Raw genomic sequence first — 15,888 nt, 5'->3', positions numbered from 1 at the left:
TCAACCGCCGAAGGGTGGGAAAGTCGGCGGGAAGTGTCGTACCCGGGCGGCAGAGTGTCAGGGGTGCAGACCGAAACCGCCCCTGACACCCCCGGCGCGCGCGCCTGGCTGCCCGGCTTCCTCGCCCTGGCCGCCATCTGGGGGACCAGCTTCCTGTTCATCAAGGTCGGCGTGCGCGAGCTGCCGCCGCTGTGGCTGACCTTCGGCCGGGTCGCGGCCGGCGCGCTCACCCTGCTGGTGATCCTCGCGCTGACGCGCGACCGGCTGCCGCGCGACGGCCGGCTGTGGGCCCATCTGATCGTCGTGGCCGCGCTGGGCGTGACCCTGCCCTTCACCTTCTTCGGGTACGGCGAGCAGCGCGTCTCCTCGGTGCTCGCGGGCATCTGGAACGCCGCCACGCCCTTGGTCGCGCTGCCGCTGGCGGCGCTGGTGTTCCGCACCGAGCTGTTCACCCGTCGCCGGGCGGCCGGCATCGCCATCGGGTTCGCCGGCGTGCTCGTGGTGCTGGGCGTCTGGCGGGGCGTCGGCGGCACCGAGCTCACCGGTCAGCTGCTGTGCTTCGCCGCCGCGATGTGTTACGCCGTCGCGATCCCGTACCAGAAGAAGTTCGTCGCCGGGCGGGCCGGCTCGGGTGTCGCCATCGCGGCCGCGCAGCTGCTGGTGGCGCTGGCGCAGCTCGCCGTCGCGGCGCCGCTGATCGCCGGTGCGCCGCCGCGGCCCGCCGGGCTGTCGGCCGACGTCGTGCTGAGCGTGCTGGCGCTGGGCGCGCTCGGCACCGGGCTGGCGTTCGTGCTGAACTTCCGGGTCATCCGGCTGGCCGGGGCGAGCACGTCCGCGTCGGTGACGTACCTCATGCCGTTGGTGGCCACGGTGGTCGGCGTGACCGTCCTGGGTGAGCACCTGCGGTGGTACCAGCCGGTCGGCGCGCTGATCGTGCTCGCGGGCGTGGCCACCTCGCAGGGGGTGTTCTCGCGCCGCAGAGCCGCCGTTCCGGCCGATTCGGCCACCGCCCGGGATCTGACAACTACGCTCAAATCTGGCTGATCCATCACAGCCGGCCCCTCTCAGGTCCTCCCCCCGGGCGCCGAATGGGGAACCCGGGCGGCACCACGGCCGCACCGGTACGTCCCGAAGGGATCCCCACGTGCGGCGGTTCACGATCGGCACCCGGCTCGTCGGTGCCTTCGCCGCGGTCCTCGTGCTGCTGCTGGGCGTCGCCGCGATGGCCTTCGCGACCATCGTCGAGCAGCGGTCCTCGGCCAACGAGGTCCGCCGGCTCGAGGTGCTCACCCGGCAGGCCGAGGAGATCAAGACCCACGCCGCCACGCTGAGCGGGTGGCAGGCGGGCTACATCAACGACGTTTACCGCCTCGGCGCCGCGCGGGCGCTGGGTGGCGACTCGGTCGCGTACAAGGCCTGGCAGCAGGAGCGGGACACGTTCCAGCAGTTCCTGCGGCAGGTCGACGCGGGCGCCTTCACCGCCGCCGAGCGTGCCCTGTTCCAGCAGCTGGGCGCGGAGCTGGGCACGTACGTCAAAGTCAACGACAAGCTCGTGGCCGCGTACAAGCCGGGCACGCCGCAGGCGCTGTGGAACGCCGACCAGATCGCCATGTACGACAGCTGGAACAGCTACTACCGCATCATGGTGGCCGCCCAGAAGCTGGCCGGTTCGGTGGACGCGCGCAGCGTGCAGGCCGTACGCGCCTCCGCCGACGACGCCACCCGCGCGCAGTGGGCCATCGGAATCGCCACCGCGCTGGCCCTGCTGCTCGGCGCCGCGTCCGCGGTGGTGGTCACGCGCAGCATCGTGCGTCCCGTGCACGCCGCCCGCGACGCACTGCGCCGGGTCGCGGACGGCGACCTGACCGTCGTCCCGGCGACCGGGGGCCGCGACGAGGTGGCCCAGATGTCGGCCGCGCTCGGACAGGCCGTCTCGTCGGTACGCGCCATCGTCTCCGACGTCGCCGAGCAGGCCGACGGGCTGGCCCGCACCTCCGCCGAGCTCGACGCCGTCTCCGCCGCGTTCACCCAGGCGGTCACCGACACCTCGCTGCAGGCCGACCTGGTGGCCGGCGCGGCGGAGGACGTCAACCACAACGTCGACACGATGGCCGCGGGCTCGGAGGAGATGGGTATCTCCATCCAGGAGATCGCCCGGGCCGCCGTCGCCGCCGCGGAGGTCGCCGCCCAGGCGGTCACCGGCGCCGAGACCGCGAACGGCACCGTGGCGAACCTGGGCGCCTCGTCGTCGGCCATCGGCGACGCCGTACGCCTGATCACGAGCATCGCCGCGCAGACCAACCTGCTGGCGCTCAACGCCACCATCGAGGCGGCCCGGGCCGGTGAGATGGGTAAGGGCTTCGCGGTCGTCGCCGGCGAGGTCAAGGACCTGGCCCAGGAGAGCGCCCGGGCGGCCGAGGAGATCGACGGGCTGGTCCGGGCCATCCAGAGCGACACCGAGGCGGCGGTCACGGCGATCGCGCAGATCGGCGGGACCATCCGGCGCATCAGCGACTACCAGACCAGCATCGCCGGCGCGGTGGAGGAGCAGACCGCCACCACCGGCGAGATGAACCGCGGTGCGGTCGCCGCCTCCAGCGGTACGGCCAGCATCGCCGAGAACATCCGTGCGGTGGCGGCGGCGACGTCGGCGACCTCCGCCGAGGTGACCCGCGCCCGCGAGGCCGCCGCCGAGCTGACCCGCATGTCCACCACCCTGCGCGACGCCGTCGGGCAGTTCCGGTACTGAGGATGCAGATGCGTACGAGGATCACCGCGGCGCTGCTCGCCGCCACGGTCGGCACCCTGTCGGCGTGCGCCGCGGCGCCGGTCACCGTCTCGACCGACGCCATGACCGGGCTGGGCCGCGAGAGCGTGCACGTCGGCATCGCGTACGACAGCGCGGGTCGCGGCGACAAGAGCTTCAACGACGCCGCGGGCGCGGGCCTGGACCGGGCGAAGAAGGAACTGCTCGTCGAGGCGACCGAGGCCACCACCAAGGCGGAGACCGACGAGGGGCGCGCGGCCGTACTCCGCGAGCTCGCCAAGGGCGGCAGCAACCCGGTCATCGCGGTCGGGTTCCTGTACGCCGGCGCCGTCGGCACGGTCGCCAAGGAGTTCCCCGGCACGCTGTTCGCCATCATCGACGACGACTCGGTGCAGGCGAAGAACGTGGTGTCGCTGCTGTTCTCCGAGGAGCAGGGCTCGTACCTGGTCGGGGTGGCCGCGGGCCTGGCGTCGAAGAGCGGGCGGGTCGGCTTCATCGGCGGTGTCGACGTACCGCTGATCCACAAGTTCGAGGCGGGGTACACCGCCGGCGTGCACAGTGTCGACCCCGGCATCCGCGTCGAGGCGCGCTACCTCAGCAAGCCGCCGGACTTCAGCGGCTTCGGCTCGCCGGAGAAGGGCAAGGCGGCGGCGCAGGCGCTGCTCGGCGGGGGTGCCGACGTCGTGTACTCGGCCGCCGGGGGCTCCGGCGGGGGCGCGCTCGAGGCGGTCGCCGCGGCCGGCGACGCCTGGGCCGTGGGCGTGGACTCCGACCAGTACGCGAGCGCCGGCGCCGACGTGAAGGGCCGCATCCTCACGTCCATGCTCAAGCGCGTGGACAACGGCGTCTTCCAGGAGATCCAGGCGTTCATCAAGGGGGACCGCACCGGCGGCGCCAAGCGGTACGACCTCAAGGTCGACGGCGTGGGGTACGCGATCTCCAACCCGGCGATCGGGCCGTACCGGGCGGGGCTGGAGAAGGCCCGCTACCGCATCCTCAGCGGCGCGGTGAAGGTGCCCACCAGCTAGGGAGCGCCCGCCCCGCGGGACGGGTATTGCTATAAAGCCTAGCGATCCTGTAGGCAATGGGGGTGACGCTCACCGCCCCGGCCCCGCCGGCCACCGCTCCCACGCCCGGCGCCGCCCGGCCCGCCCGTGACTCCGGTGCCGCGCGCCGGCGCCGCATCCTGCTGCGCGTTGTCTCCCTGCTCGTGCTCTACGCCCTCTGGGAGCTCACCGCCCGGCTGATGCGCAACCCGGCCTTCATCCCGGCCCCGGCGGCCGTCTGGCACCAGCTGATCGTCACCTCGAGCACCCACGACGGCGTCCGCGGCTACAGCGGCCACCTGCTCGTCGAGCACCTGGGCGTCAGCCTGCGCCGGATCCTCGTCGGCTCGGTGATCGGCGTCGCCGCCGGCCTGGTGCTCGGCGTGGTCATGGGCACCGTGAGCTGGATCCGCATCGTCACCGAGCCGGTGGTCACGTTCATCCGCGCGCTGCCGCCCCTGGCGTACTTCAGCCTCTTCATCATCTGGTTCGGCATCGACGAGACGCCGAAGCTGTGGCTGCTGTCGATCGCCGCCCTGCCGCCGGTCGCCGTCGCGACCGCCTCCGCCGTGCTGTCCGCGCCCACCGGCCTCGTCGAGGCGGCCCGCGCGCTCGGCGCCTCCCGGGCGCAGACCGTCCGTGACGTCGTCCTGCCGCACGCGCTGCCGGAGATCTTCACCGGCATCCGGATCGCCGTCGGCGTCGCGTACTCCTCGGTGGTCGCCGCCGAGACCATCAACGGCGTGCCCGGCATCGGCGGCATGATCCGCGACGCCCAGCGCTACTCGCAGACCGACGTGGTCGTGCTCGGCCTCTTCGCCATCGGCCTCTCCGGCCTGCTCATCGACGCCCTGCTGCGGACCGCCGAGAACCGGCTGATCCCGTGGCGCGGCCGTAGTTAAGGAACCCCATGAAGAAACTGCTCACCGCCCTCGCCGCCGCGCTCCTGCTCGCGACGACCGCCTGCGGCAACGGTGCCGCGAGCGGCGGCGCCGGCGCGCAGGACAAGACTATCCGCATCGCGTACCAGGCGTTCCCCAGCGGCGACCTGATCGTCAAGAACCAGGGGCTGCTCGAGAAGGCGCTGCCGGATTACAAGATCACTTGGACGAAGTTCGACTCCGGCGCGAGCATCAACACCGCGTTCGTGGCCAAGAGCCTGGACATCGCGGCGATCGGCTCCAGCCCGGTGGCCCGCGGGCTCTCGGCGCCGCTGACCATCCCGTACCAGGTGGCGTTCGTGCTCGACGTCGCCGGGGACAACGAGGCGCTCGTCGCCCGCAACGGCAGCGGCGTCAGTGACGTGCCCGGGCTGCGCGGCAAGAAGGTCGGCGTGCCGTTCGCGTCGACGGCGCACTACAGCCTGCTCGCCGCCCTCGACAAGGCCGGCGTCAAGGAGTCCGAGGTGACCATCGTCGACCTCGAGCCGCAGGACATCCTCGCCGCGTGGACCCGCGGCGACCTCGACGCCGCGTACTCCTGGCTGCCGTCGCTCGACGAGCTGAAGAAGACCGGCAAGGTCCTCATCACCAGCCGCCAGCTCGCCACCGCCGGCAAGCCCACCCTGGACCTCGGCGTGGTCTCCACCGCGTTCGCCCAGGCCCACCCGGACGCCGTGGACGCGTGGCGCAAGGCCGAGTCGCAGGCGCTCAACCTCATCGCGAGCGACCCCGCCGCCGCGTCCAAGGCCATCGGGCAGGAGCTCAACCTCAGCCCCGAGGACACGCAGAAGCAGCTCAGCCAGGGCGTCTACCTCAAGCCCGCCGACCTCGCCACCGACGAGTGGCTCGGCACCGAGGCGAAGGTGGGCAAGCTCGCCGACAACCTGCTCAGCGCCGCCGAGTTCCTCAAGGGACAGCAGAAGATCGACGCCGTACCCGACCGGGCCGCCGTCGAGAAGGCCATCTACGTCAAGGGCCTTCCCGATGTCCTCGGCTGAGCCCGGACCCGCGGTCCTCCTCGACGGCGTCCGGCACGCGTACGGCGACGTCACCGCGGTCGGCCCGGTCGACCTGACCGTGCCGGCGGGGGAGTTCCTCGTGCTGGTCGGCGCCTCCGGTTGCGGCAAGAGCACGCTGCTACGGCTCATCGCAGGCTTCGAGGAGCCCACCGAGGGCACCGTGCTCGCCGGCGGGCGGCCGCCCGTACCGGGGCGCGGCGCGGGACTGGTGTTCCAGCAGCCCCGGCTGTTCCCGTGGAAGACCGTCGGCGGCAACGTCGCGCTCGCCCTGCGCTACGCCGGGCTGCCCACCGACCGGGTCGACGAGCTGCTCGCCCGGGTCGGCCTGCACGACGTGGCGCACCGGCGCACCTGGCAGATCTCCGGCGGCCAGCAGCAGCGCGTCGCGATCGCCCGGGCCCTGGCCGTGGACAACCCGCTGCTGCTGCTCGACGAGCCGTTCGCCGCGCTGGACGCGCTCACCCGCGAGCGCCTGCAGGAGGACCTGCGGCGGGTCAGCGCCGAGACCGGGCGCACCTGTGTCTTCGTCACCCACAGCGTCGACGAGGCGGTGTTCCTCGGCAGCCGCGTCGTCGTGCTCACCGCCCGGCCCGGCCGCGTCGCGCTCGACCTGAGCGTCGGTCTGCCCCGCACCGGCCTCGCGCCCGACGAACTGCGCGGGCTGCCCGAGTACGCCGCCCTGCGCAGCCAGATCGGCCACGCCGTCCGCGAGGCCGCCACCGCGCGTGAAGAAGGAGTAGCCGCATGACAGCCACGCTGACCGAGCTGCAGCTCGAACCCCTCGGCCCGCACTTCGGCGCCGTGGTGCACGGCCTCGACCTGGCGAGCGCCACCGACGAGGAGGTCCTCGCGGTACGGGCCGCGCTCGTCGACCGCAAGGTGCTGTTCTTCCGCGACCAGCGCCTCGACGACGACGGCCAGGTCGACCTGGGCCGGCGCATCGGCGAGCTCACCGCCAGCCACCCCGTCGTCGGTGGCGTGGACGCCGACCACCCCGAGGTGTACGCCCTCGACAGCGCCGACAACGGCTTCGCCGACGTGTGGCACACCGACGTGACGTTCATGAAACGCCCGCCGCTGGGCTCGATCCTGCGCGCGGTGACGCTGCCGCCGTCCGGGGGCGACACGAACTGGGCCGACGCTCAGCTGGCGTACGAGTCGCTCACCCCGGCGGTGCAGCGGCTCGTGGACGGGCTGACCGCGGTGCACGACGGCAACCGGGAGTTCGGCTACTACCTGGCCCAGCGCCGCGGCGGGCAGGGCAACGAGTGGGACGGCGAGCTCGTCACCCGCCTCGACCCGGTCGAGCATCCGGTGATCCGGGTCCACCCGGAGACCGGCCGCAAAGGCATCTTCGTCAACCCCGGTTTCACCTCGCACATCACCGGGGTGTCCGAGTTCGAGAGCCGCGCGATCCTCGACCTGCTGTACGCCCACCTCACCAAGCCCGAGCACATCGTGCGGCACCGGTGGCGTACGGGCGACGTGGCCATGTGGGACAACCGCAGCACCGCCCACTACGCCAACCGCGACTACGGCACGCAGCGGCGCGTCATGCACCGCATCACGCTGCGCGGCGACATCCCCATAGGCCCGCCCCGCTAGGAGGAAACCCGCAGCGACGCCGTGACGGCCTCGCGGGCCTCGTCCAGGTCGAACAGCGAGCCACCCGCCCGCAACGGCCGCAGCGCGGCCCGCAAGGCCACCTCGGCATCGCGGTCCAGCACGCCGCGCAACGCCGCCGTGAGCAGACCCAGCCCTTCGTCGCCGGCCTCGAGCCAGGCCCGGACGTGGTGGCCCAGCTCGGAGTCCACCGGCACCGGGCGGCCCGCCCCGCGCGCGGCGTCGTCGAGGGCCGCCGCCAGCCCGGGGGTGTCCGCGACGCCGAGCAGGCCGGCCAGGCGGCGTACCTCCGCGACGGCGACCGCCCGCTTGCCCTCGTCCGGCGCGGCCTGGGCGGCGGCGAACAGGTCGGCGAACCGGGGACCGGGCCGCAGCAGGTCGGCCGGGCGCGCCGGGCCCACGAACCAGGGCTCGATCCGCGCCGACAGTCGCGGCCGCTCCAGGGCACCCTCCGGCACCCGTACGCCGGTGATCCGCTGCGCCAGCACCAGCGACCTCGCCTCGGCGTCGCGCCACGTCTCCTCGTCCTCGCCGGCCGGCTCGCGCAGCCCGACCGCCTGCATGAGGTGCTGCAGCAGGCCCGGATCGGTGCCCCACGTCACCTCGGGAGAGGGGAACGACGGGTCGAACGCGACGGTGGTCGTGCCCTTGACCGCGTACGTGAACCGCGGCGTGGCCGTATCGTCGCGCAGCACCGACACCGCCTCCGTGCCGCGCGAGACCGCCTCCAGCAGCACGTGATCGGACCCGGCCGTGCCACCGGGCTCGATCACCAGCGTCCAGCGGTCCGCGGTGAGCGCGGCCGCGTGACCCGTCAGCTCGGCCCCGGCACGCTCGGCGACGGTGTCCGGGTACGCACCCATCCGTGCCAGCGCCTCGCGCTCGTCCACGCCCTTGACGAAGGTCACGCAGAACCGCCCGCCCAGCTCGTCGGCGCGGCTGCGGGCGTACCCAAGGTCATCCACGCCGGGAAGCGTAGCGCCGAGGGGCTCAGCCGATCACGGCCAGCGCGGTGCGGCACTGCTCCTCGCAGATGCGGCACATCTGCGCGCACGTAGCGCAGTGGCGGTAGTTGTCGGCTTGCCGCCGGCACTCGTCGGCGCAGGCGGCGCTGGCCACAACGCAGGCCGCCAGCAGCGCCCGGACGATTCCCGCGTCCCGGCCGTCGGGCCGGGCGAGAACCCGGGCGGTGGTCGCGCACACGTCGGCGCAGGCGAGGCCGAGCCCGATGCACTCGGTGAGGCCCGCGGCGAAGCCGGAGCCCAGGCAGGCGTCCGCGCAGGCCGCGCAGGTCTGCCCGCAGGCGATGACGGTCTCGGACAGCATGGCGAGCCGGTCGGCGTCGAGGTCGCCGGCCGGCGCGGAGCCGAGGATGGTCCGGATGGTGGTCGTCATGCGGACCCGGCTACCCCGGTTCGACGCCGTGCTCACCTGTCGATACGTGCCCCGTAAAGGTCGGACCGACAAACGGTTCGGGAAGCCACCGGCCGGGGTATATCGGCCCGCATGACTGCCGGATCCGTCGCCGTTGCCGGGAGGTACCTCCTCGGCGAGACGCTGGGCGTCGGCGGCATGGGTCAGGTGTGGGTCGCCCGCGACGAGGTCCTGCACCGCGAGGTGGCGGTCAAGGAGATCCTGCTGCCCGCCGACCTGGTCGCCGCCGAGCGCGACGCCGTGCACCGGCGCATGCTGCAGGAGGCCCGGGCCGCGGCGCGGATCAGCCATCCCAACGTGGCCCAGGTGTACGACGTCTTCGAGGACGACGGCCGCGCGTGGATCGTCATGGAGTACGTGCCGTCCCGGTCGCTGCAGGAGGTCCTGCGCGAGGACGGCCCGCTGGAGCCGCGCCGGGTGGCCCGGATCGGCCTCGAGGTGCTGGCGGCGCTCGAGGCGGCCGACCGCAAGGGCGTACGGCACCGCGACGTGAAGCCCGCCAACGTCCTGCTCGGACAGGACGGCCGGGTGGTGCTGACCGACTTCGGCATCGCCTCCATCGACGGCGACAGCATCGTCACGACCAGCTCGGAGATCGTGCTCGGCTCGCCGGAGTACATGGCGCCGGAACGCGCCCGCGACGGCACCACCGAGCCCGCCTCGGACCTGTGGTCGCTGGGCGCCACGCTGTACGCCGCCGTGGAGGGACGCTCGCCGTTCCACCGTCCGTCGGCTCTGGGGACGCTCACCGCCCTCGCCGCCGACGAGCCCGACCCGCCGCAGCGCGCCGGGCCGCTGCAACCGGTGCTGGAGGGGCTGCTCCGCAAGGACGCGGCCGAACGCATCGGCATGGCGGAGACCCGCCGCCGCCTCGAGGAGGCCGCGGCCGAGCCGGCGGCGGTGGCCACCGTGCCGTCCGTGCCCGTCGCCGCGCCGGTTTCTCCCGCTGCTCCCGTTTCTCCCGCTGCCCCGGCCCCGGCCGCGCCGCCGCGGGCCGGCCGTTCCCGCCGCGGGCTGCTCGTCGCGGCGGCGCTGGTGGTTGTGCTCCTGCTCGCGGGTACGGTCGGCTGGCTGGCCACGCGCGACGACGGGCGCACCGGGGCCCAGCAGCCGCCCGCCGCCTCGGCCCCGGCGCCACCGGCCGCCACCACCGCGGGCACTCCCGCACCGAGCCCGTCGGCCGGTGAACCCTCGGCGACGCCCTCGGTGACCGCAGCGTCGTCACCCGCGGCCCGGACGACCGTGGCCGGCCGGCAGCTCCCGCGGCGGCCCGCGGGCTGGCGCGACTACCGCGACCGGACCGGCTTCGCCCTGTACGTGCCGGAGGGCTGGACCCGGTCGCGCAAGGGCTCCATGGTGTACTTCCGCGACCACAGCACCGGCCGCGTGCTCGGCATCGACCAGACCGACGAGCCGCAGTGGGACCCGGTCGGGGACTGGCGGGGCAAGGCGGACTACCGGGTGGCGCGCGGCGACTTCCCCGGATACCGCGAGATCCACATTCGGGAGGTGCGCTACTTCCGTAAGGCCGCCGACTGGGAGTTCACCTTCGACGGCGGCTCCCGCCAGCACGTCAACAACCGGGGGGTCGTGACGTCGGCGCATCAGGCGTACGGGATCTACTGGCAGACCCGCGACGCCGACTGGGCCGAGAACCGCGACGACCTGCAATTGATCTTCGACAGCTTCCGCCCGGCCCGGGACTAGTCAGCCGACCTGCATGCGCTCGCACAGGCCGCGCAGCTGCGAGCCGGCGGCCGTACGGCGGGACCGCTCCAGCAGCGCCCGCGTCGTCTCCTGCGCCACCGCCGAGGTGTGCATGTGCTGCGGCGCCAGCCGTTCCGCCGTCAGCAGGTAGCGGACCGCCTCCCGCTCCCGCCCGCGGATCCGGGCCAGCGCGCGGGCCGTGTCGGCGTAGTAGAACACCTGCCGGAAGCCGGCCGTGATGCCCGCCGGGTTCGTGGCGCGCGCGATCTGCGCCGCGAGCCCGGGGTCGCCGCCGTCCGCCTCGATGCCGATGCGCCAGATGCCGACGTTGGTGGGACCGAAGTACATCCCCAGCGCGGTCGTCTCGCCGGTACGCCGGGCCAGCTCCTCCGCCTCCGCCGACCAGGCGCGGCTGTCGTCCGGCCTGCGGTCGCCGCGGCCGGCGTACGCGCAGACCAGCATCAGCGAGCCGAGCACCTCCGAGCCGCCGGGGCGTCCGGCGTGCGGCCGCAGCTCGTCGACGGCTCGCCCAGCCACTGCGAGGGCACGGTCGTACGACCCGCAGGCGGCCGCCGCGCTGGCCCGGGCGTACGCGGCGTACCCGCGCAGCACCGGATCGTCGGCGGCCTCCGCAGCGTCACGGCAGCGCTCCGCCCCCAGCCACGCGTCCGCCGGATGCCCGAGGTTGCGCAGCACGGACGAGGCGATGAACGTGGCGTCGCAGAGCAGCCGCAGCGCCGCCGCCCGGTCCGGCCCGGCGGCCGCGGCGTGCAACGCGGCCAGCAGCTCCGGGAGCAGCCGGGCCGCGCCGGCGTAGTCGCACCCCTGCCGCAGGGTGTCGGCGAGGGCGAGCGTGCGGGCCGATCCGGCGACCGGCGGCGCTGCGCCCGCGGCGGGCTCGGTGAGGTCGGCGTCGACCAGGGCCCGGCGGATGCCGTGCACCGCCGTCTGCGCCGCCGCGGCGGCCCGGTCGGCGGCGGGCACCGGGGCGCCGGCCAGCTCGGCCGGGGAGCACTCCAGCGCCCCGGCGATCTCCGCGAGCGTGAACCGGTTGTCGGCCGCCTGACGCCCCCGTTCGATGCGGCTCCAGGTGGCATGCGAGACGCCGGCGCGGCTGGCGGCGTACCGGATGCTCCAGCCGCGGCGCAGGCGGCGCGCCCGGATCCGGTCGCCGATGGTGGGGTCGGCCGTGGGTCGTGGGGTCATGGACCGACCGTACGGCCGCAGCCCCCGCCCGCCGGGTCATGGCTGTACCGGTGGCCACCGCCTCAGGAGGTGGCGCGGGCGCGGTCCAGGACGTCGTCGGCGGGGCAGCGGCCGCGGAGAACGTACCGTTCCGTGAACGCCGCCACCGAGTCGCGGACGCCGCGGGAGACGCCCTGGCGGGTGAGCGACTCGTACGCCGCCACGAAGCAGGCCCGGGCGGCCGTGGCCAGCGCGGGATCGGTCAGCGCGTCGCGGGTGGCGCGTGCCCACAGGCCCGGCGTCGTGCGCAGGGGTTCCGTGGCGGTCAGCGCCTGGACTGCCGCGCGCGGTTCGTCGAGCAGCGCGGCGGTGACCGCGACGACGACCTGCCAGCCAGAGCCGGGCTGGCGGTCCGCTACGTCGATCTCCAGGTGCCGGCGCGCCGCGATCGGGGGCCGGACCGTCTCGAGGTGGCGGGTCAGGTCGGGGACGGACGGGCGGGCGCCGGGGCCGGCGCCGGTCCATTCGCGGAAGGTGCGGGACGTGCCGGCGACCCGCGCGCCGAGCACCTGGTTGCTCCAGTCGGCGCGGGGGTCGGCGGTGCAGCGCGGCAGCGTGCGCAGCGCCTGCCTGTTGCTGCGCCAGCCGGTCGGGCGCCCGTTGCGCAGCGGGGAGTTGGCGAACGCCGCCGCCAGCACCGGCGCGAGGGCGTGCGCCAGGGTCCAGCGGCGGCGCAGCCCGAGCATGCCGTCCTCGTCCAGGCCGGCCTCCAGGCCCACGCGGACCCCGGCGGTGGCCGCCGTGAACGGCACCCCGGTCCGCGCCGGGTCGGCGTCGTCGGACGCCTCCTCCAGGACGGCCACGCGGTGCCCGGCGATCAGCGGCAGGGCCCGGGGCAGGTCGTCGGCCAGCCGGGTGATGGCCGCGTCGATGCCGGGCGAGGGCGGCCCGCTGACCACCACCACCCGTGGCGAGCGCGCGGTGAGGAAGCCGTGCCGCAGTCGCGGCCGCTCGGCGGCCAGCGAGGCGGACAGCGAGACGGGCAGCCCGGGCTCGGAGATCAGCAGGTCGACGGCCGCGCCGACGAAGCCGGGGCGGGCGGGTGCGAGCGCGGTGTCGGCGACGAGCAGCCGGGCGGCCCGTTCGGTCAGCGTGAACATGGCGTGCTCCCTCTGAGGCGGGCCGTCATACTACCTCACCGATAGGAATTGTGGGATCAGTGGCCGGTGGGGCCGGGCCGGCGGAAGATCGGGGGATGCGGCTGCGCGTGCTGACCCTCAACGTCCAGAACGAGGCCGGGGACCCGCGCCGGACGCCCCTGCTGCGCCGGGAGATCGCCCGGTTGCGCCCGGACCTCGTGGCGCTTCAGGAGGTACGCCGTACCGGCCAGCTCGAGCGCCTGCTCGCCGGCACCGGCCTGCACGCGACCCATCAGGACGATCTCATCGGGCCGCCGCCGCCCGGCCTCGACCGGTTCGGCGGCACGGTCGTCGCCACCCGCCGGGCCCACCGCGTCACGGAGATCCGCGAGCACCGTGAGCCCGGGGAGGCGCACTGGTGGACCGTCGCGGTGGCCGTCGATCCCGGCGTGCTGTTCGTCGTGCCCACCACGCCCTGGCAGCCCGCGGAGCCGGCCGCCCGCGCCGTCCAGGCCGCTGCGGTGTGCGACCTGCTGGACCGGCACCGCGGCCGCATCGCGGTCGTCGCCGGTGACCTCAACGCCGGGCCGGGCGAGCCGGGCGTCGGCCTGCTGACCGGGTACGGCCTCGTCGACGCCTGGACCGCCTCGGGCGCCGGGCCGGGGCACACGTGGACGGCCGGCAACCCGCTCGCCGCGGCCGAGATGGCCCGCCTGCCGGTGGCTCCGGGCGCGTACCGCATCGATTACGTGCTGGCGGGACCGCCCGATCGCGTCGCCGTCACGGCCGCCCGGCTGGTCGGCGACCGTCCCGTGGACGGCGTGTGGCTCAGCGACCACGCCGGCGTCCTGGCCGACCTGCTCGTCGAGCCGGGCCCGCCGTGACCCGCCGTAGACTGGCATCCATGGCGAGCTGGTACGAGTCGCACATCGACCGCAAGATCCGCGAGGCGCAGGAGCAGGGCCAGTTCGACGACCTGCCGGGCTCGGGCAAGCCGCTGAGCGACCACGGCCGCGAGTACGACGAGGACTGGTGGGTCAAGGACTGGCTGCGCCGCGAGGGAGCGACCGCGGGGGCGCTGCCGCCCACCCTGGCTGTGCGCCGCGAGGCCGAGGACCTGCGCGAGACGGTGGACGCCCGCCGCTCCGAGGCGGAGGTGCGGGCGTACGTGGCGGCGCTCAACGAGCAGCTGCGCCAGGCCCGCGCCGGGCTGCTGGACGGGCCGCCCGTGCTGCTGCCCCCGCTGGACGCCGACGAGGTCGTCCGCGGCTGGCGGGAGCGTCGGGCGGCGCGGCTCGGCTAGCTCTTCTCGCTGACGTCCAGCGGCTTGGCGGTCAGCGTGTCGCAGCGGACGAAGGCCAGGTTGATCGTCACGTCGGTGAACCACAGCACCGGCAGCGTCAGCGGCGGCGGCGACTCCGGGGTGAAGGTCACCGGGATGACGCCGAAGAGCTTGCCCTTGAAGCTGGGGGTGTAGAAGCGCACGTTGCCGTCGGTGGTCAGTTCCCTGCTCTCGATCAGGGTGGTGGCGCCGCCCTGCTCCGGGATCGTCAGCTTGAACGGCTTGTTGACCGCCTTGTCCATGCTGAACTTGAGCGCCTTGACGGTGCCCTCGGCGGTGCTCAGGTCGATCACGCCGTCGTACGTCGAGTTGTACATCGTGAGGCGGTCGGTCTCCAGGGTGCCGCCCTTGATCGACACCTGCGGCACGTCGTCCGGCCCGGCCTCCTTGAACACCCGGGGGCCCAGGCACGGGATGTCGGACGAGCTCGGCGACGGGGACGGGGACGCCGAGCCCGCCGACGACCCGGAGGGGTCCGCCGAGGGCTTGCCGCTGGGCTGCGGCACGGGGGCGGACGGCCCCTCGGTGACCGGCGCGGAGGTGGCCGGCGTGGACGGTTCCGCCGCCGGCGCGCTGGGGGAAGCGCTCGCCGACGGGTCCGCGGTCTCGTCGTCGCCGATGCCGAGCAGGTCACCGACGCCGTCGACCAGCCCGTTCCAGCCGTCGACGATGGGGTTGCCGGTACCGCTCGGGTCGTCCTCCTCGGGCTCGTCGGCCTTCGCCGGTGAGCTCTTGGCCGGTGTCGCGGGCGCGGCGCTCTTGCGGACCGCCTTGGCCGGCGCGTGGGTCTTGGCCCGCGCCTTCGCGCCGGCGGGGGTCTGCTTGACGCTCTCCTTGCCGGTGGCCGCGACGGAGCGCGACGGCAGGCCCTCAGGGCACTCGTCGTCCGCGCGCGCCGGGGTGCGCCCGCCCGCGGCGAGGACGGCGGCGGTGACCACGAGCGGTACGAGCGTGATGGCGAACGCCTTGCGGTACCCGCCGGAGGATCGGGGCGGCTGCTCGGGGTCGTCGGGCGCGGGGGTCATCCCGTCGCTGGAGAATCCGGGCACGAGGCCGGAGCTGTTCGCCGGGCGCAGCACCGCGGTGTCGTCGGGACGCGCCTCGTCGGGTGCCGCCGGGTACGGGCGCAGATCCTCCTCCGCCGGGGCGCCGTACGGCAGCTCCGCCGCGGGGGTGGTGGTGTCGGCGTCGGCGCCGTCCAGGGGTGCGGTCTCGTCGGGATCGCCGGTGTGGGCGCCGCCGGCCGGGGTCTGTGCCTCCGGCTGCGGGCGGGCCGGCGACCAGGACAGCACCAGCGCGCCGCCGAAGATGCCGAGCAGCATGCCGAACCCGAAGCCGCCGAAGTTCAGGCCGATCAGCGAGTACACCGCGGTCAGCAGGCCGAGGATGCCGTAGAAGAGCCGCTGGCCCGGGCTCACCCAGGTCAGCACGCCGCAGAGCAGCAGCATCAGCGGCAGCAGGTACGAGAGGAAGCCCTGGGGCCCGAAGTGCACCTGCAGGTCGCCCAGCGTCAGGTTGGCGCTGAGGAACAGCTCCAGCCCGGCGAGCACGAGCAGGAGCCCGCCCCAGAACGGCCGGCTGCGCCGCCAGTGACGGAAGCCGCCGGGCGGCGTGCTTGGTGGTGCCACGTACGTCCTCCTCGTCGAACGGTGCCGGGATGCTACCGGCATGGGTGAGGCCCGCGG

At 74.4% G+C, this 15,888-nt stretch carries 15 protein-coding genes; 10 read left to right on the top strand and 5 right to left on the bottom strand.

Annotation, left to right across the window (positions count from 1 at the left end; all coding sequences use genetic code 11):
* The first annotated feature begins 63 nt into the window (after window positions 1–63).
* The 7 genes from IT780_RS02350 to IT780_RS02320 all read left to right on the top strand — a co-directional run bounded on the left by IT780_RS02350 (window position 64) and on the right by IT780_RS02320 (window position 7,378).
* Window positions 64–1,044 carry a DMT family transporter gene (locus tag IT780_RS02350; protein WP_199509670.1) on the top strand — a complete coding sequence of 327 codons (981 nt, stop codon included), beginning with the start codon at window positions 64–66 and terminating at the stop codon, window positions 1,042–1,044.
* A 100-nt stretch (window positions 1,045–1,144) separates the two neighbouring features.
* Window positions 1,145–2,749: a methyl-accepting chemotaxis protein gene (locus IT780_RS02345; RefSeq protein ID WP_199509669.1), complete on the top strand. Its 1,605-nt coding sequence runs from the start codon at window positions 1,145–1,147 to the stop codon at window positions 2,747–2,749.
* 8 nt (window positions 2,750–2,757) lie between these two features.
* Window positions 2,758–3,795, top strand: a complete 1,038-nt coding sequence (locus IT780_RS02340; RefSeq protein ID WP_199509668.1) for a BMP family lipoprotein — start codon at window positions 2,758–2,760, stop codon at window positions 3,793–3,795.
* A gap of 56 nt (window positions 3,796–3,851) precedes the next feature.
* Complete coding sequence (locus IT780_RS02335; RefSeq protein WP_199509667.1) at window positions 3,852–4,715, top strand: ABC transporter permease; 864 nt, start codon at window positions 3,852–3,854, stop codon at window positions 4,713–4,715.
* An 8-nt stretch (window positions 4,716–4,723) separates the two neighbouring features.
* Window positions 4,724–5,752: a taurine ABC transporter substrate-binding protein gene (locus tag IT780_RS02330; RefSeq protein WP_199509666.1), complete on the top strand. Its 1,029-nt coding sequence runs from the start codon at window positions 4,724–4,726 to the stop codon at window positions 5,750–5,752.
* Window positions 5,739–6,521 carry an ABC transporter ATP-binding protein gene (locus IT780_RS02325; RefSeq protein WP_199509665.1) on the top strand — a complete coding sequence of 261 codons (783 nt, stop codon included), beginning with the start codon at window positions 5,739–5,741 and terminating at the stop codon, window positions 6,519–6,521. The genes IT780_RS02330 and IT780_RS02325 overlap by 14 nt, the downstream gene beginning before the upstream one ends.
* Window positions 6,518–7,378 (top strand): TauD/TfdA dioxygenase family protein, encoded by an 861-nt coding sequence (locus tag IT780_RS02320; protein ID WP_199509664.1) that lies wholly within the window; start codon window positions 6,518–6,520, stop codon window positions 7,376–7,378. Before IT780_RS02325 ends, IT780_RS02320 begins: the two co-directional genes overlap by 4 nt.
* Here the strand turns inward: IT780_RS02320 and IT780_RS02315 are convergent.
* Window positions 7,375–8,361, bottom strand: coding sequence for a DUF6461 domain-containing protein (locus IT780_RS02315; RefSeq protein ID WP_199509663.1), 987 nt, complete (start codon window positions 8,359–8,361; stop codon window positions 7,375–7,377). The genes IT780_RS02320 and IT780_RS02315 overlap by 4 nt on opposite strands.
* A gap of 25 nt (window positions 8,362–8,386) precedes the next feature.
* Entirely contained in the window at window positions 8,387–8,791 is a 405-nt protein-coding gene (locus tag IT780_RS02310; RefSeq protein ID WP_199509662.1) for a four-helix bundle copper-binding protein, read from the bottom strand.
* Window positions 8,792–8,902: 111 nt separating this feature from the next.
* On the opposite strand from IT780_RS02310, the gene IT780_RS02305 reads away from it, so the two are divergent.
* Window positions 8,903–10,537: a serine/threonine-protein kinase gene (locus IT780_RS02305; protein ID WP_199509661.1), complete on the top strand. Its 1,635-nt coding sequence runs from the start codon at window positions 8,903–8,905 to the stop codon at window positions 10,535–10,537.
* On the opposite strand, the gene IT780_RS02300 is transcribed toward IT780_RS02305, so the two are convergent.
* Complete coding sequence (locus IT780_RS02300; RefSeq protein ID WP_199509660.1) at window positions 10,538–11,743, bottom strand: helix-turn-helix domain-containing protein; 1,206 nt, start codon at window positions 11,741–11,743, stop codon at window positions 10,538–10,540.
* Window positions 11,744–11,805: 62 nt separating this feature from the next.
* The gene (locus tag IT780_RS02295) at window positions 11,806–12,882 is read right to left on the bottom strand and encodes a glutamate-cysteine ligase family protein (RefSeq protein ID WP_199509659.1); all 1,077 of its coding nucleotides are present in this window, start codon (window positions 12,880–12,882) and stop codon (window positions 11,806–11,808) included.
* A gap of 95 nt (window positions 12,883–12,977) precedes the next feature.
* Here IT780_RS02295 and IT780_RS02290 point away from each other — a divergent pair, with 95 nt between their 5' ends.
* Both IT780_RS02290 and IT780_RS02285 read left to right on the top strand, forming a co-directional pair.
* Window positions 12,978–13,745 (top strand): endonuclease/exonuclease/phosphatase family protein, encoded by a 768-nt coding sequence (locus IT780_RS02290; protein WP_199509658.1) that lies wholly within the window; start codon window positions 12,978–12,980, stop codon window positions 13,743–13,745.
* A gap of 20 nt (window positions 13,746–13,765) precedes the next feature.
* Window positions 13,766–14,164 carry a DnaJ family domain-containing protein gene (locus IT780_RS02285; RefSeq protein WP_199509657.1) on the top strand — a complete coding sequence of 133 codons (399 nt, stop codon included), beginning with the start codon at window positions 13,766–13,768 and terminating at the stop codon, window positions 14,162–14,164.
* On the opposite strand, the gene IT780_RS02280 is transcribed toward IT780_RS02285, so the two are convergent.
* Window positions 14,161–15,831, bottom strand: a complete 1,671-nt coding sequence (locus IT780_RS02280) for a DUF6114 domain-containing protein (protein WP_199509656.1) — start codon at window positions 15,829–15,831, stop codon at window positions 14,161–14,163. The two genes, IT780_RS02285 and IT780_RS02280, sit on opposite strands and share 4 nt — an antisense overlap.
* Between the last annotated feature and the right edge of the window lie 57 nt (window positions 15,832–15,888).

It is taken from the genome of Nucisporomicrobium flavum (assembly GCF_016464385.1).
GTDB lineage: Bacteria > Actinomycetota > Actinomycetes > Mycobacteriales > Micromonosporaceae > Actinoplanes > Actinoplanes flavus_A.
The sequence above is the reverse complement of the archived record's forward strand: the minus strand, read 5'-3'. Positions and strand labels throughout refer to the sequence as shown.

Excerpts from the sequence above, each read along its gene's own strand:
- IT780_RS02340 (WP_199509668.1), top strand. The coding sequence starts at position 2,758 with ATGCGTACGAGGATCACCGCGGCGCTGCTCGCCGCCACGGTCGGCACC.
- IT780_RS02335 (WP_199509667.1), top strand. The coding sequence starts at position 3,852 with ATGGGGGTGACGCTCACCGCCCCGGCCCCGCCGGCCACCGCTCCCACG.
- IT780_RS02330 (WP_199509666.1), top strand. The coding sequence starts at position 4,724 with ATGAAGAAACTGCTCACCGCCCTCGCCGCCGCGCTCCTGCTCGCGACG.
- IT780_RS02325 (WP_199509665.1), top strand. The coding sequence starts at position 5,739 with ATGTCCTCGGCTGAGCCCGGACCCGCGGTCCTCCTCGACGGCGTCCGG.
- IT780_RS02320 (WP_199509664.1), top strand. The coding sequence starts at position 6,518 with ATGACAGCCACGCTGACCGAGCTGCAGCTCGAACCCCTCGGCCCGCAC.
- IT780_RS02310 (WP_199509662.1), bottom strand. The coding sequence starts at position 8,791 with ATGACGACCACCATCCGGACCATCCTCGGCTCCGCGCCGGCCGGCGAC.
- IT780_RS02305 (WP_199509661.1), top strand. The coding sequence starts at position 8,903 with ATGACTGCCGGATCCGTCGCCGTTGCCGGGAGGTACCTCCTCGGCGAG.
- IT780_RS02300 (WP_199509660.1), bottom strand. The coding sequence starts at position 11,743 with ATGACCCCACGACCCACGGCCGACCCCACCATCGGCGACCGGATCCGG.
- IT780_RS02295 (WP_199509659.1), bottom strand. The coding sequence starts at position 12,882 with ATGTTCACGCTGACCGAACGGGCCGCCCGGCTGCTCGTCGCCGACACC.
- IT780_RS02290 (WP_199509658.1), top strand. The coding sequence starts at position 12,978 with ATGCGGCTGCGCGTGCTGACCCTCAACGTCCAGAACGAGGCCGGGGAC.
- IT780_RS02285 (WP_199509657.1), top strand. The coding sequence starts at position 13,766 with ATGGCGAGCTGGTACGAGTCGCACATCGACCGCAAGATCCGCGAGGCG.